We start from the raw sequence: 14,633 nt of genomic DNA on the forward strand, positions 1-14,633 counted from the left end.
AAAATGATAGGTATAGTTTATGGAAGTAGCATGGGAAATACCGAAGATGCAGCAAAGCTTATAAGCGAGGGTTTGGGGCTTGAAAACGAGCTTTTAAACGTCTCTGATGTGGACGCAGCAAAGATAAATAGCTTTGATAAGCTCATCCTTGGCACATCGACCTGGGGCAGTGGCGATCTTCAAGATGACTGGGACGCGTTTGACTTTAAAGCGTTAAATTTAAGCGGTAAAACGGTCGCTGTTTTTGGTATGGGCGATAGCGAGAGCTACTCAGATGAGTACTGTAACGGCATGGCAAAGCTTTACGATGAGGTCGTAAAAGCAGGTGCAAAAGTAGTGGGCGAGGTTAGCACTGATGGATATACATTTGATGGCTCTGATGCCGTAAGAAATGGTAAATTTGTAGGTCTAGCGCTTGATGCTGATAACCAAAGTGACAAGACTGAGGGTAGAATTTCAGCTTGGATCGAGCAGATAAAACCATACTTTGCATAGTTAAATTTAGCTAGATCTTCTAGCTAAATTTATATATCCATAGCCGAGATGAAGCTTTTTATCCTCTCATTTTGGCTGTTAAAAAACTCATCTACCAAGCCATCAAACGCAATCACTCCTTTATCCAAAAACAAAATTCTATCAGCTATCTTTCTAGCAAAATTCATATTATGAGTGACGATGATCATAGACTTTTTCTCTTTTGCAAGAGATAAGATGACCTTTAAAACTTCAGCCTCAAGCTCTGGATCTAGCGCACTTGTAGGCTCATCAAGTAGCAAAAAGTATGGATTTACAGCTAGTGCTCTAGCGATGGCTACACGCTGCGCTTGTCCGCCTGAGAGCCTGTTTGGATAGGTATCTTCTTTGTGGCTAAGCCCCACTTTAGCTAAAAGCTCTTTTGCCTCTTTTATCGCCTCGTTTTTATCCTTTTTTTGAACGTAGATCGGAGCTTCTGTGACATTTTGAAGCGCTGTTAGGTGCGGGAAGAGGTTGAAGCTTTGAAAGACCATGCCTGTTTTTTTGCGAATTTCTAAAAGCTCTTTTGAGCTAAGCTTCTCTTTAAAATTTACACTCCTATCATCTACCTCTAAAGTGCCACTTTGTGGGATCTCAAGTAAATTTATACATCTAAGAAGCGTTGATTTGCCACAACCAGATGAGCCAACTATCACGGTCGTTTGCCCCTCTTTAAAGCTTGTGTTTATGTTATCTAGCACCAAATGATCGCCGTAAGATTTGCTTATATTTTTAAAATTTATAGCCATTAGACATACCTTGAGACAGCTTTTTCAAGCCTTGATTGAAGATAGGTTAAAAGTGTGCAAACTACTAGATAGATGAGTGCTGCTAGGATGTAGAGGATGAGTGGCTCAAAGGTCCTTGCTGCGATCCTTTGAGCGACCATAAACATATCTACCATCGTTATAGAAGCTGCTAGTGAAGTGTCCTTAACAAGGCCTATAAATGTGTTTGAAAGCGGAGGGAGTGAGATCCTCACTGCTTGAGGCGCGATGATGCGCTTTAAAATTTGATAGTGCGTCATGCCAAGCGATGTGGCAGCCTCCCACTGACCTTTTGGCACAGAAAGTATGGCAGCCCTTACAGACTCAGACGCATAAGCGCCCACGTTTAGGCTAAATGCGATAGTAGCAGCACTCCAAGTATCAAGCGTGACACCGATGCTAGGAAGTCCGTAAAATACGATGAAAAGCTGCACAAGAAGCGGCGTGCCACGAAATATCCAAACATAGGTGGCAAATATAAATTTTAAAATTTTTATACTTGAAAGCCTTGCTACTGCTGTGATAATGGCGATGACAAGCCCTAGCGAAAACGAGAGCAAAGTAAGTGGGATCGTCACTTTTAAAAGTGCGATGATCATCGGTAGCGTCGAGCTTGAAACAAGCTCGATCACTCTATCTAAATTTTCCATTTTTGCCTTAGCTATTCCTTATTTTTGAAGATATAAAAAAACATACATAAAATTATTATGAAAAATATAATTGGTAGATATATGTTGAAAGCTTCTAGATTACTCTCTGAACCAAATAATGGCAATATGCCTTTTGCTTTTTCTAAAAATTCAACGCTTAATAAATTTAGATAATCATTCCAAACACTTAGAAGCGCAATGAATTGAAATAAAGTTATAAATAAGAGTATCTTATTTTGTCTTTGCTCCATTTTGGAGCTTTTCTTGGTGTAAATTCTTGCTAGATAATCTTTAAAATAGACAACATATTCGTTTGAAGTTTTGATCATATTTTCTATATTCCATTTTTCTTCTATTGCGTGGTAAATTTTACTATCAGCTTCAATAGAAAGTTTAAATTTTTGATTAAAAATATTTAGATTTTCAATTTTATTTATTATTGCATCGATTTTATCGCTGTATTCTGATATTTTTGATATAGAGTTATCTTTTAAAATATTGTCATTGTAAAACTCGAGTATTAAATTTATCTGTTTAGATAAATAAAACCAAAGGTATTGCATTTGAAATTGTATTGGTATGTATCTGTATTTATCTTTTTGATTTTGTAATATTATCGTATGAAAGCGACCATTGAAAAAGTATAAATTATCATGTTTTGAATTTACTGATTTTATTTTTATAGGAGAACTATAGTTTTGATTTCTTTCAGCTAATGAATTTAAATTTAATAAATAATTTGAGTATTTTTCGAACTCTTTATCATTTAAGTTTTCTAAGATAGCTACATTTGTTATATTTCCGCTATTATTTAGTATTTTAAGGCTATCTACACTATCTTTGAGGTTAAAATTTGCATCTATAAATTTTTTTGCCTCTTTGATCAGGTTGTTTTGTAAATTTAAGATAATAGACGGCAGATATGAGCTATTGGTTTCTTTAACGAAGATATTGCGAATACAATTATAAAAATCTAATTTGTCTTGTTCATGTCTAGTGACATTTTCTATATTATTTAGTGGCAAAACAAAGTCTATCTCGTGCACTATACAAAATTGAAATAGCCTGTAGTCAAACATTAAATATGCTTGCAAACCATTGTCATCTATAAAATCAGATATATTAAATTTATCATTGATATTAAAATGATCATTTTTTAATTCTTCTTTTAAAGCTTTAGAATTTATAAGCTGGTTATCTAAAATTATAAATGAACTATATAGATTAAAAAGCTCATCCATAGTTTGTTTCCAACAAGGTGCTTTAATATTTTCATATTTTTTAAAATTTTCAATATTTATCTTTGTATCAAAAAGCTTTATTAATGTTTGTGTGTTGATTTCTATTGGTTGAATAATTGTGGTTTTAATATGTATCACAAAAACCCTTTTTCTTTGTCGTCAAGGTATTCTTTTTTTAATGGTTCTTTGTTGTAGTCTATAACTATTTCATCATTTTTATTTATTTGTTTTATTGTTTCTATGCGAATTGGATTGTATTTTATCTCTACATTTGGCACGCTTGAGTGATTTATATAGCTATATTTTGTCCTAAATGCTCGCACAAGTAATGTTTTATTGCTAAGAGCATTCCACTCCATAAAAATATAGTTTTGATATTTTCCTAAATTTATATTCTTTGCTATTTCATCATAGTGATCCCAACTCATTACTTGTCCATCTAAAAAGCAAAGTATTGTGCCACTATCTAAATTTTTATTAGCAAAAAGTCCAAATCCGTGAATTTTACTTTCAGAAATATACGTAAAATTTATATTGTCAATTATGGTTTCATCTATAAAGCCTATGTCTTTTGTTACATCTGTATCTTTTTCGCTCAAAATTTCTCCTAGTTCTCAAAAAGTAAAGCCAATAAAAATATTGGCTTTAAAATTATTTTGAAATATCTTTTCCAAAATATTTCATCGAAATTTCGCTTATCTTGCCTTCGGCTTTTAGCTCATCAAGCGCTTTGTTTATCGCTTCTAGTAGCTCGGTGTTGCCCTTTTTAAGAAGTGTAGCTGTTGGCATCGGCTCGTTACTAGTGTATGCGATCTTGAGCGGTGCATTTGGGCGTTGTTTGATGTAGTCAAAAAATGTGACATTGTCATTTATCGTATCGTCAGCTCTTTTTGAGATGATAAGCTCCACGCCTTTGCTAAAGCCATCAGCTACGACCACTGTTGCGCCGTTTTTCTCGGCTATCGCTGCCCAGTTGCTAGTTGCAGAGTGCACGCTTTTTTTGCCCTTTAGATCAGCAAAACTTTTGATATCGTTATTGTCTTTATGTACGACTATTACAGGATATGGCATGGTGTAAGGCACGCTCATGTCATACTTTTTCTTTCTATCTTCGTTTATACTAACTTGATTAAACACCACGTCTGCTTTGCCAGCGTCAAATGCTGCTAGCATCGCGTCCCATGGAGCTGTTAGAAACTCTATCTTTAAATTTAGCTTCTTTGCTACAGCTTTTGCGATATCTACGTCATAACCTACTAGCTCGCCCTTTTCGTCATAAAATGAGTAAGGTGAGTAAGTGCCTTCAGTTGCAACTATAAGCTCGCCTTTTTTGATAGTTGAAGCATTTAAATTTAAAGCTAAAAAAGCACCTGCGATAAAGCCAAAAATGGGCTTAAAATTCATTGATTCTCCTTATTTAGAAATGTCTTTGCCGAAGTATTTAAGCGAAATTTCGCTTAAAACTCCTTCTTTGCTAAGCTCATTTAGGGCATTATTTATCTTATTTAGTAGCTCTTTGTTACCTTTTTTAACAATCGCAGCCGTATACATCGGCTCGTCGCCAGCTTCGATGATCTTTATAGGGGCATTTGGATGTTGTTTAATGTAGTCATAAAACATCACCGCATCATCTATCGTATCATCTGCTCTTTTTGTGATGATCAAATTTATCTGATCGCTCAAACTATCGGCCACAACTAGCTTGGCGCCATACTTTTCAACGGTTGGTATCCACATGCTATTTACTGAATGCACGCTTCTTTTTCCTTTTAGATCAGCAAAGCTTTTGATGTCGTTATTATCTTTATGCACGACGATGGCCGAGTAAGAGAGCATATATGGCACGCTGTAGTCATACTTTTTCTTTCGCTCATCGGTTATGCTAACTTGGTTAAATACCACGTCAGCCTTGCCAGCATCAAATGCCGCAAGCATCGCATCCCATGAAGCTTCGATAAATTTTGGCTTTACGCCTAGTTTTTTAGCCACAGCTCTTGCTATATCTACGTCATAGCCCATTAACTCATCTTTTTCATTGTGAAATGAAAATGGCGAATAAACACCCTCGGTCGCTATCCTTATGACGCCATCTTTCTTGATCTGCTCGTAAGAATTTGCCGAGGCAGAATTTAAAGAGAATAAGCAGGCAACTACGAAGGTTGCACCAAATTTAAAAGCACTAGAAAATTTCATACAAAACTCCTTATAGAAAAAATAAAATCAATAATGGAATTTGCAAAAAAAAGAAAATTTTTTAAGATTTATGCAAATGTCAGTCGCAACTGCGACCTATATGATATTTTGGCGCTATTTTATCACAAAAATAAAATAGCGGCGCCTCACTCCGCTAAAAGTGAGACCGCTAGAGCTTTAACGCCCTTAAAATCAACCTTTCCGCTTGCAAGTGTTGGTATATCATCAACGATGAATATATAGCTTGGCATCATGATCGGAGCTAAGTTGCTCTCTTTTAAAATTTGCTCGATATTCTCAGGCTCTGTGCCGCTTTTTACTAAAAGTGCGATCGCTTCGCCCTTTTTGCTATCTGGCACGTTTGCGCTGCTAAAAACAACATCGCTACCAAGCACTTTTGCAAGCTCTTCTTCGACGCTTCCAAGGCTTATCATCTCGCCGCCAATTTTAGCAAATCTCGAGTATCTATCGACGATAAAGACAAAGCCGTTTTCGTCTATGTGGCCTTTATCGCCAGTTTTATAGTATCTTACGCCATCAATGTGCGTGATGACCTCGCTTGTCTTGGCCTCGTCGTTTAGATAGCCCTTCATCACCTGCGAGCCGCCGATCACGATGAGTCCGTCTGTGCCAGTTTCTAGCTCTTCAAGCGTCTCTGGGTCGATTATTTTTATGATAGTGCCAGGTAGAGGCATGCCAACGCTGCCAGGTCTATTAAATGTAAGCTCTTTTAGGCTCTCTTTTTCTAGGATATTTGGCATATTTACAGCCGCCACCGGCGCCGTTTCGGTCGCGCCATATCCTTCATAAATTTCTATGCCAAATTTGAGCCTAAACTCGTCTTTTATCTCAGGTTTTAGCTTTTCAGCCCCAGCTACGACCATTCTGGCACTTTGAAACATCAGTGGATGAAGCTTTTTGTTTCTTGTGTAGAGCCTAAAGAACGTTGAGGTGCCAAAGATGATGCTAGCGCTGTGTCTTGCAGCCATTTTGCCGATAGTCGCTCCGTCTGTTGGGTCAGGCACACTTACCATTTTTATGCCCTCGCAAAGCGGCATGAGTGTGGTGACTGTTAGGCCAAATGAGTGAAATACTGGGAGTGAGTTTAAGATGACGTCATCTTTTTTGAAATTTAGAAGTTCGCTTATTTGCTTAATGTTTGCAAGTAAATTTTTGTGGCTTAGCTCGATGCCTTTTGGCTCGCCCTCGCTGCCGCTACTAAATAAAATGGTAGCCGTATCTTCTAAGCTTACACGCTTAAAATAGCAAAGCTTAATGAGCCAAGTTGGAGCAAAAAACGCCGTTAAAAGCGCTAAAAATTTCTCTTTTTTTGAGACACTAGCTGAGAGATCTTCTGCAAATTTAGCCTTGCCACTCATCGCATCTTTTAGATCAAAACCCTTAAGTGCGAGCTTTTCAAGAAATTTGCTAGATGTGATCACTGTGTTTATATTTGCCTTTCTTAGGGCGTGATTTAGCGAGGTCTCATTTAGCGTGTAGTTTAAATTTACGCTCACTTTGCCCATTGCAAGAAGCGCCATATTTACGATGGCTGCGATGCTTGAGCTAGGTAGCAAGATACCTATATTTTTCTCATCTTTTAGCTCGCGCTTGAAAATTTTGATAAAGACTAAAACAGCTGTTATAAATTTCAAGTTGCTTAAATTTAGTCCAGTGCTGTCACTCACACACTCTTTAAATTTACTCTCTTTTGCGTTGTTTAGCCACTCGCTCATTAGTGGTTTTTGTCTTGAGATAAAGTTCTCCCACGATGAGAAGCTAAGCTCAAGCACCTTTTGCTTCATCTTTGCAGCGTTTATAAATGTGGTTATTGGTTTGCCAAAGGCGACGATGATGTCGCGTCTGCCGTTTTTAGAAGTGAGGTCTTTGTAAAATTTACTAGCTCTTGAAAAGCTCGAACCCCAAAGGCCACGAAGATAAAATGGCACGATGCAAATTTCTTCTATATCTCTGATGATAAGCTCAAATCCCTTTTGAAACTCATTTATCTGGCCGTTGTAGCTGATGTGTCCCTCTGGGAAAAGTGCGACCACTTCGCCGTTTTTTAGGCACTCACGCACAAGCTCGATCGACTCTTTGCTAGCGCCTGCGCCTATTGGGATCACTTTAAAAAATTTAAAAATTTGCTTTAGATACCATTTGTTATAGATCGTTCTATACATGACAAATCTTATGCCCCTTGGGCTTGCAGCTTGCAGCACGAGCCAGTCGATCCAGCTGATGTGATTACCAAGAAGTAGTGCGCCGCCACTTTGCGGTAAATTTTGAAGTCCTTCAACGAAAAAGCGGTACTTTGTCTTTAAAAATGGCAGTAAAAGTAGCCTTGTAAAGAGATGTGGAAGCTGTAAAATGGCGTAAAAACTGCCAATCAAGCAAACAAGCGCTGTAAAGACAAAGAGCCCAGTGGTTGAAATTTCAAAATAAACTAATCCTATGCCAATGGCTAAAAATAGCAGCATTGAGACGTTTTGCAAGAAGTTGTTTGCCGCCATTATCTTGCCAGTGCTCTTTTGCGGGGCAAAGTACTGGATCATCGCATTTAGTGGCACTATGAAAATTCCGCCAAAAAAGCCAAATGCAAATGAACTAAGGCTTACTACACCGATATTTGAGCCAAAAGCAAAAAATAATAGCGAGAAAAATATACCAATAGCGCCCATCGGCACGATACCAAGCTCGATGTGTAGCTTTGACATAGAGCCAGCCACGTATGAGCCAAATGCGATACCTATGGCGCTTACTGCGAGTATGGCCTGCACCGCTAGAGAGCTATCGTCATTGAAAACCGCCTTGTAGTGAGCTGGGAAGGCTGCTATGATGATCTGAGAAATTCCCCAAAATATGCTAAGTCCAGCGATGCTTAGCCAGATATTTTTATCTGATCTTGCCTCTTTTAAATTTTCTCTTAAGTAGCTAAGGCTGATGTATCTTTTAAGCTCAAATTCTCCGCTTTGTTCGTTCGTTTCGCTGATATAAGGTAGCTTGTAGGCAAAAAATGCTTCAAGTGCGCTAAATACGACCAAAAAGATGCCGATAGGATAGACACTTTTTAAAATTTCTTCTGAGTTTTCGCCTTGGATGTATAAATTTTCAAATATAAATGAAAACAAAAATGAGCTAACAAGTATCGCTACGATGGTAAGTGCTTGGATGACGCCGTTTGCTGTGCCAAGTCGCTCAGGACCGACGAGGGCTTTGATGATGCCATATTTTGCAGGCGAGTAGATCGCGCTTTGAGCAGCTAGTATGAGTGTGAGCGCAAATGCCACGCCAAAAGCGCCCAAAAGGTAGCTAATAAGCACCGCAACGCTGATAACAACGCCAAAGACGGCGCAAATTCTAATAACCTTTGTCTTTGCAAATTTGTCATTTATAAAGCTTGAAGGCGAAAATAAAAATATAAATGGAAGCAAGATCATCGCATTTATAACGGCTGTTAGGATAAAAAGCGTGTCGCCTGAGTAGGTCTTTAAAAGGACGTTTTGAATTGTTATTTTGTGCGCCAGATCGACACTTGCGTTTAAAAACGCGATCGCAAGGTAGGGCAAAAAGCCAGTGACTTTTAGTAAATTCCTCATGAATAAAGCCTTTTTGGATTTAAAATTTTGTAAATCTAACAGCAAAATATTTAAAATATCATTAATAAAAAACTCTAACCATAAATTTTGTGATGAAATTTCTTTGAAAAAATTTAAATTTTATATGCTTTTTGATAAAATCTGCCCATCAAAAATAAGGAAAAATTTATCATGGACTATGAAATCATCGTCGTTGGCGGCGGACATGCTGGCATTGAGGCGAGTCTTGCGGCTGCTAGAATGGGCAAACAAACTTTACTGATCACAATATTAGCCGAGCAAATAGGCGCTGCAAGCTGCAACCCAGCCATCGGAGGCCTTGCAAAAGGGCATCTTGTAAAAGAGATCGACGCGCTTGGCGGTCAAATGGGGCTTACAACTGATGCTGTTGGTATCCAGTTTCGTGTGCTAAATGAGAGCAAAGGCCCAGCAGTACGTGGTAGTCGCGCTCAGATCGATATGGATAGATACCGCGTTTATATGAGAAATTTGCTTTTAAACACTCCAAATTTAGAAATTTCTCAAGAGATCGCCACTGAAATTTTAAGCGAAAATGGCGAAGTAACTGGCGTTAAAACCCACCTAAACAACATCTATAACGCAAAAAAGGTGATAATTACAACTGGCACATTTTTAAACGGGCTAATCCACGTTGGATTTAACAAACTTGAAGCTGGTCGCGTGGGTGAGCTAAGCGCAAAGGATCTAAGCTCTAGCCTAAGAGAGCTTGGGCTAAATTTAGGCAGGTTAAAGACTGGAACATGCCCAAGGATCGACGCAAAAACGATAAATTTTGAAATTTTAGAAAAGCAAGATGGCGACGCAAAGCCAGTTGCATTTAGCTTTAGAACTAAAAATTTCTCCCCAACGCAGCTGCCGTGCTACATCGCCTATACAAACGAAACCACCCATGAGATAATCCGCTCAAATTTCGACAAAGCACCACTTTTTACAGGTCAGATCGAGGGTATCGGACCAAGATATTGTCCTAGTATCGAGGATAAGATAAACCGCTTTGGCGACCGCGACAGACACCACCTTTTCATCGAGCCTCAGACCCTTGAAGCGACAGAGTACTACATAAATGGCTTTTCAACGAGTCTGCCTTATGAGGTGCAAGTGCAGATGCTCCGCTCTGTAAAGGGTTTTGAAAACGCCAAAATCGTAAGGCACGGATACGCCATTGAATACGACTACGTCGAGCCAACACAGCTAAAACATAGCCTTGAGACAAAAAAAGTAAAAGGGCTATACTTGGCTGGGCAGATAAACGGCACGACTGGATACGAGGAGGCCGGGGCTCAGGGGCTAATGGCTGGTATAAATGCAGCGCTTTCACTGGATAACAAAGAGCCGCTTATCTTGCGCCGTGATGAGGCGTATATCGGCGTTTTGATAGACGACCTTGTGACAAAGGGGACAAAAGAGCCATATAGGATGTTTACGAGTAGGGCGGAGTATCGCTTGCTTTTGCGTGAGGAAAATGCCATTTTAAGGCTTGGCGGATATGGGCATGAGCTTGGACTGCTTGATGATGAGACTTTTAACGAGATCAAAAATATAAAAAGAAATTTAAAAGAGGGGTTGGAGTTTTTAAACAGCACTCAGATCACGCCAAGCAAGGCAAATTTAGAGCTTTTAGTAAGTCTTGATGAAGAGCCGATCAGCCAAAACGTGAGCCTTCAAAAGATAGTTGCTAGAAAGAGCTTTACGGCTGAAAAACTAAGAAAGCTTGATGAGAGATTTGCCACACTTGATGATGCGAGCATGGATCAAATTTTAACCGAGTGCAAGTATCAGCACTACATCGGCGAGCAAAAAAATCAGATCGAAAAAATGAAAGATATGATGGATGTAAAAATTCCTGAAAATTTCGACTTTAGAAGTATAAGCGGTCTTAGCAACGAGGTGGTCGAAAAGCTTGAGAAATTTGCCCCGCCAACGCTCTTTGCGGCGAGTGAAATTTCAGGTATCACGCCAGCAGCTATCGATATCTTGCATATCTACATAAAGATGAGCGAGAAAAAGGCTTAAATTTAAGCCTTTTATGGTTTTAAAGTTTAACTAGCGTTTAAAACTTAAAACAAAGTCACTCGTTTTTAGTAGTTGCTATTTATAATTTTTTAAGTTTAATAAATTTTATTATTAAAATTTTCTATTTTTCAAGCGCTAAAATAGAAAATTTTTTTATCTTAACGTTTGGGCATTAGATCAAATTTCTCTTTTATAAAAAGCTTGAAGTCGCGATATACAGGCGTTTTTAGATAAATTTATTTCAAATTTTAGTGTAAAAAAAGCTTAAATTCACTTTATTTTTACAAACTATATTATGAGATTATAGTTTTTTAATTTTTTGGGAGTATAATCGTTTAAATTTTATTTATAGAAAGGAAATTAATGTCAGTAAAGCAAGAAAGACGAAGCTTTATCGGCCTTGCGTTTGGTGCAGTGGCAGCTGTGGGTGGCGCGATGTCACTAGTTGCCATGAAAAAGACCTGGGATCCGCTCCCTAGCGTAAAAGCTGCTGGTTTTACAACTGTTGATCTAAGCCCGATCAAAGATGGCGAGATGAGACAGGTTGAGTGGCGTAAAAAGCCTATCTTCATCCTCAAAAAAAGTCCAGATATGGCTAAAAACGACAAGAGAGATGTAGTCGTTGGAGATGCGAGATATGTAGTTCTTATCGGACTTTGCACACACCTAGGATGTATCCCTGAGTACAAGTCTAGCAAGCAAATTTTTGTCTGTGCCTGTCATGGCGGCGAATTTAACGTCGATGGCATACAGACATACGGACCTCCACCAAGACCGCTTGATATCCCACCATTTAAGATAGATGGAACCAAGCTAGTTCTAGGCGAAACAAGCCCAGAATATGAAAAATTAGTAGCTAAAGCTTAGGAGGTTAGCGATGTCTTTATCTCATAAATCAACTGGCGTTATTGACTGGCTTGACCAGCGCCTAGCTTTTACAAAACTTATGAAGGTTCTAGTTAGCGAATACTGGATCCCAAAAAATATAAATTTCCTTTGGGCGATGGGCGTTATCCTAACGACACTTTTCTTACTTTTGATCATCACTGGCTTTTTGCTTATGATGTATTATAAACCAGACATACATTTAGCCTTTGATAGCGTAAATTACACTATCATGCAAGAGGTCGAGTACGGCTGGCTGTGGCGTCATATCCACGCGATTTCAGCATCGACTATCTTTCTTATCATGTATATCCACTTGCTTACTGGACTTTACTATGGCTCATACAAAAGAGGCAGAGAGGTCATTTGGGTAAGTGGTATGGTGCTTTTTATCTGTTTTTCAGCAGAGGCATTTAGCGGCTATATGCTCCCATGGGGTCAGATGAGCTATTGGGCGGCTACTGTTATCACTCAGCTCTTTGGTGGCGTGCCGGTTATTGGCGATGCTTTGGTTGAGTGGATCAGAGGAGACTATGCAGTTGGCGACTCAACGCTTACAAGATTTTTCATGCTTCACGTCTGCTTGCTACCACTTGTGACTATCGTTGTTTTGGTTATTCACTTCTACTCATTAAGAGTTCCTCACGTAAATAACCTAACAAGTGAAGATATCGACTTTGAAGTAGAGGCGCAAGAGTATCTACACGGCGACAGAGCAAAAGCTAAAGTTATACCATTTTGGCCAGGATTTTTGGCAAAAGACTTCATGTATGTATCATTTTTCATGATCTTTGTCATATATCTTGTTTGCTATCACTTCAACTTTGCGATGGATCCTATCAACTTTGAGCCAGCAAATCCACTAAAAACTCCACCACACATCTATCCAGAGTGGTACTTCTTGTGGCAATATGAAATTTTACGTGGCTTTTTCTTTGATATAGCTGGAATTTCAGCTTATAACATCGGTCTTATCGCATTTGCCTTTGCAGGCGTTGCGTTTATGCTTATACCACTTTTTGATAGAAGCGACCTTGTAGCTCCAGCTCACAAAAGACCACTATTTTTCGTATGGTTTTGGGTGCTAGTTGCAGACCTTATCGTCTTATCTATATATGGCAAGCTCCCAACAGGCGGCATCAACGACTGGATAGGATTTTACGCTTCACTGCTATTTTTAGTGCTATTTATAATCGCACTTCCAGTTATCACAATACTTGAAAGAAAAAGGGGCTAATCATGAAAGAGCTTAAAATTTTTGCCATCGTTGTTATCCTTTCAGGTATTTTATACTGGGGTATCGAGCCTTACGCTCACACAAAGCTTCATCCGCACACTGCAAATGCCGAGTACAACTTCTCAAAAGAAGATACTGACTACGCAAAGCACTTTTTAGAGCAGAAAAAAGAGGCGCTTGAGGCTGCAAAAGCTAGTGGTAATAAAGCTAGTATAGAAGCAGCTACAAAAGATGTTGAGACGGCACAAAAAATTCTTGATGACTATACAGCTTTTTGGGCTGATATAAATTCGATCGATCTTGCAAAGGGTGATGCTGCAAAAGGCGCTGAGACATTTGGCGCAGCTGGATGTACAGGATGTCACGGCATCGAAGCAGCCGGCACGCCAGCTAGTATGGACGCTGAGACAGCTAGCCAAAGCTTTGGCGTAGTGCCACCAGATCTTAGCACGGCTGGTAAAATTTATGACGAGAGATTTTTAGCTGCACTTATCAAAAATCCAACTATGGCTGTAAAACTATCTCATAAATTTAATGACGAGCATCCTTATCCGATGACTGCATTTATGGGTGCTGGCGGCGATATAAATGCTGAGGTTGCTGACATAATTGCTTATCTTAAAAAGGTTGCGGCTGAAGCAGACGCAAAGAGTAAGATCACAGACGAGAAAGTCTTTGCTGATGCATGCCAAAGATGCCACGATATGAAGTATGATAAAAAGTATGCTTTCAGCAACAAAGTAAGCCTTGCAGCTTATATGGGCTCAAATCCACCTGATCTATCTATGATGATCCGCTCAAAGGGTGCTGACTACTTGCATAAATTTATAAACGATACTCAAAAGATGCTCCCAGGCACTGCGATGCCTAGAGTTGGCTTAAACAAAGCTACTGAAGACGACATAGTATCTTACATAGAAAAAGTAGGAGACAGCAAAAAGGCTGAGCGCGAGAGCACAGGACTTTATGTCATGATCTACTTCTTCATCTTAGGAATTTTTGCTTGGCTTTGGAAACGCAAAGTCTGGAGCGAACTCCATTAAAATTTAAGAGCCTTTTTGGCTCTTAAATTCTTTCTAGTAAATTTACATATATAAATAGGTATGTGTTTTTTAAATTTATTCTTTTACAAATTTAATCAAGCTGTTTTGAAAATTTTAAAATTTGCTTAACACCTATCTAATTTAACAAAGCAATTCTGCAAATTTTAAAACTTTACTCACTCGCCTTAGCAGACTACTAAATTTAGGTTGCACTACGTTTAGCACTAAATTTAGAGCCGTGATATGCCAGCTCTAATTTTAAAATTTGCCTGACACTTGCCAGATAATAAACCGCATGCGACGCAAAGATCGAGTCCCCTTGTCTCCCTTTTGATAAAAACAAAACTTTAAATTTATAAAAATCTATATTTGTAAATTTTAAACTTTCATTCACTCGCAAGAATTGACTATTAAAATTTGGCTTCGCTTATAGCTTAGCTCAAATTTTAGAGCCGAAATTACTCGCTCATG

Annotated in this window: 12 protein-coding genes; 5 read left to right on the top strand and 7 right to left on the bottom strand. The window is 38.7% G+C overall.

Translation table 11 applies throughout. The features are described from left to right. Positions 1-3: 3 nt before the first annotated feature. On the top strand, positions 4-495 hold the full coding sequence (fldA, locus tag MTT29_RS07970; protein ID WP_103573842.1) for a flavodoxin FldA: 492 nt from the start codon (positions 4-6) through the stop codon (positions 493-495). 29 nt (positions 496-524) lie between these two features. On the opposite strand, the gene MTT29_RS07975 is transcribed toward fldA, so the two are convergent. From MTT29_RS07975 to MTT29_RS08005, 7 genes are all read right to left on the bottom strand, one after another. After that, positions 525-1,262, bottom strand: a complete 738-nt coding sequence (locus tag MTT29_RS07975; protein WP_021089416.1) for an amino acid ABC transporter ATP-binding protein — start codon at positions 1,260-1,262, stop codon at positions 525-527. After that, complete coding sequence (locus MTT29_RS07980) at positions 1,262-1,930, bottom strand: amino acid ABC transporter permease (protein ID WP_429800288.1); 669 nt, start codon at positions 1,928-1,930, stop codon at positions 1,262-1,264. Before MTT29_RS07980 ends, MTT29_RS07975 begins: the two co-directional genes overlap by 1 nt. A gap of 11 nt (positions 1,931-1,941) precedes the next feature. Next, positions 1,942-3,309 (bottom strand): hypothetical protein, encoded by a 1,368-nt coding sequence (locus MTT29_RS07985; RefSeq protein ID WP_429800289.1) that lies wholly within the window; start codon positions 3,307-3,309, stop codon positions 1,942-1,944. Continuing rightward, positions 3,306-3,770 (bottom strand): SET domain-containing protein-lysine N-methyltransferase, encoded by a 465-nt coding sequence (locus MTT29_RS07990; protein ID WP_429800290.1) that lies wholly within the window; start codon positions 3,768-3,770, stop codon positions 3,306-3,308. Before MTT29_RS07990 ends, MTT29_RS07985 begins: the two co-directional genes overlap by 4 nt. 52 nt (positions 3,771-3,822) lie before the next feature. Further along, positions 3,823-4,575: an amino acid ABC transporter substrate-binding protein gene (locus MTT29_RS07995; protein WP_429800291.1), complete on the bottom strand. Its 753-nt coding sequence runs from the start codon at positions 4,573-4,575 to the stop codon at positions 3,823-3,825. Between the two features lie 9 nt (positions 4,576-4,584). Beyond that, positions 4,585-5,364: an amino acid ABC transporter substrate-binding protein gene (locus MTT29_RS08000; protein ID WP_429800292.1), complete on the bottom strand. Its 780-nt coding sequence runs from the start codon at positions 5,362-5,364 to the stop codon at positions 4,585-4,587. Between the two features lie 146 nt (positions 5,365-5,510). Beyond that, positions 5,511-8,963, bottom strand: a complete 3,453-nt coding sequence (locus tag MTT29_RS08005) for an acyl-[ACP]--phospholipid O-acyltransferase (protein WP_429800293.1) — start codon at positions 8,961-8,963, stop codon at positions 5,511-5,513. Positions 8,964-9,134: 171 nt separating this feature from the next. Between MTT29_RS08005 and mnmG the strand changes: the two genes are divergently transcribed. The 4 genes from mnmG (at position 9,135) to MTT29_RS08025 (ending at position 14,162) form a co-directional block, all read left to right on the top strand. Beyond that, positions 9,135-10,997 carry a tRNA uridine-5-carboxymethylaminomethyl(34) synthesis enzyme MnmG gene (gene mnmG / locus MTT29_RS08010; protein ID WP_429800294.1) on the top strand — a complete coding sequence of 621 codons (1,863 nt, stop codon included), beginning with the start codon at positions 9,135-9,137 and terminating at the stop codon, positions 10,995-10,997. Between the two features lie 363 nt (positions 10,998-11,360). Continuing rightward, the gene (gene petA, locus MTT29_RS08015) at positions 11,361-11,864 is read left to right on the top strand and encodes a ubiquinol-cytochrome c reductase iron-sulfur subunit (protein WP_103567972.1); all 504 of its coding nucleotides are present in this window, start codon (positions 11,361-11,363) and stop codon (positions 11,862-11,864) included. A 10-nt stretch (positions 11,865-11,874) separates the two neighbouring features. Next, positions 11,875-13,119: a cytochrome b gene (locus MTT29_RS08020; RefSeq protein ID WP_148787715.1), complete on the top strand. Its 1,245-nt coding sequence runs from the start codon at positions 11,875-11,877 to the stop codon at positions 13,117-13,119. A 2-nt stretch (positions 13,120-13,121) separates the two neighbouring features. Further along, positions 13,122-14,162, top strand: coding sequence for a c-type cytochrome (locus MTT29_RS08025; RefSeq protein WP_429800295.1), 1,041 nt, complete (start codon positions 13,122-13,124; stop codon positions 14,160-14,162). Positions 14,163-14,633 lie beyond the last annotated feature (471 nt).

Origin of the sequence: Campylobacter concisus, assembly GCF_050447485.1 — a bacterium.
Lineage (GTDB): Bacteria > Campylobacterota > Campylobacteria > Campylobacterales > Campylobacteraceae > Campylobacter_A > Campylobacter_A concisus_BQ.

Excerpts from the sequence above, each read along its gene's own strand:
- MTT29_RS08020 (WP_148787715.1), top strand. The coding sequence starts at position 11,875 with ATGTCTTTATCTCATAAATCAACTGGCGTTATTGACTGGCTTGACCAG.
- MTT29_RS07995 (WP_429800291.1), bottom strand. The coding sequence starts at position 4,575 with ATGAATTTTAAGCCCATTTTTGGCTTTATCGCAGGTGCTTTTTTAGCT.
- fldA (WP_103573842.1), top strand. The coding sequence starts at position 4 with ATGATAGGTATAGTTTATGGAAGTAGCATGGGAAATACCGAAGATGCA.
- MTT29_RS08000 (WP_429800292.1), bottom strand. The coding sequence starts at position 5,364 with ATGAAATTTTCTAGTGCTTTTAAATTTGGTGCAACCTTCGTAGTTGCC.
- MTT29_RS08025 (WP_429800295.1), top strand. The coding sequence starts at position 13,122 with ATGAAAGAGCTTAAAATTTTTGCCATCGTTGTTATCCTTTCAGGTATT.
- MTT29_RS07980 (WP_429800288.1), bottom strand. The coding sequence starts at position 1,930 with ATGGAAAATTTAGATAGAGTGATCGAGCTTGTTTCAAGCTCGACGCTA.
- petA (WP_103567972.1), top strand. The coding sequence starts at position 11,361 with ATGTCAGTAAAGCAAGAAAGACGAAGCTTTATCGGCCTTGCGTTTGGT.
- mnmG (WP_429800294.1), top strand. The coding sequence starts at position 9,135 with ATGGACTATGAAATCATCGTCGTTGGCGGCGGACATGCTGGCATTGAG.
- MTT29_RS08005 (WP_429800293.1), bottom strand. The coding sequence starts at position 8,963 with ATGAGGAATTTACTAAAAGTCACTGGCTTTTTGCCCTACCTTGCGATC.
- MTT29_RS07975 (WP_021089416.1), bottom strand. The coding sequence starts at position 1,262 with ATGGCTATAAATTTTAAAAATATAAGCAAATCTTACGGCGATCATTTG.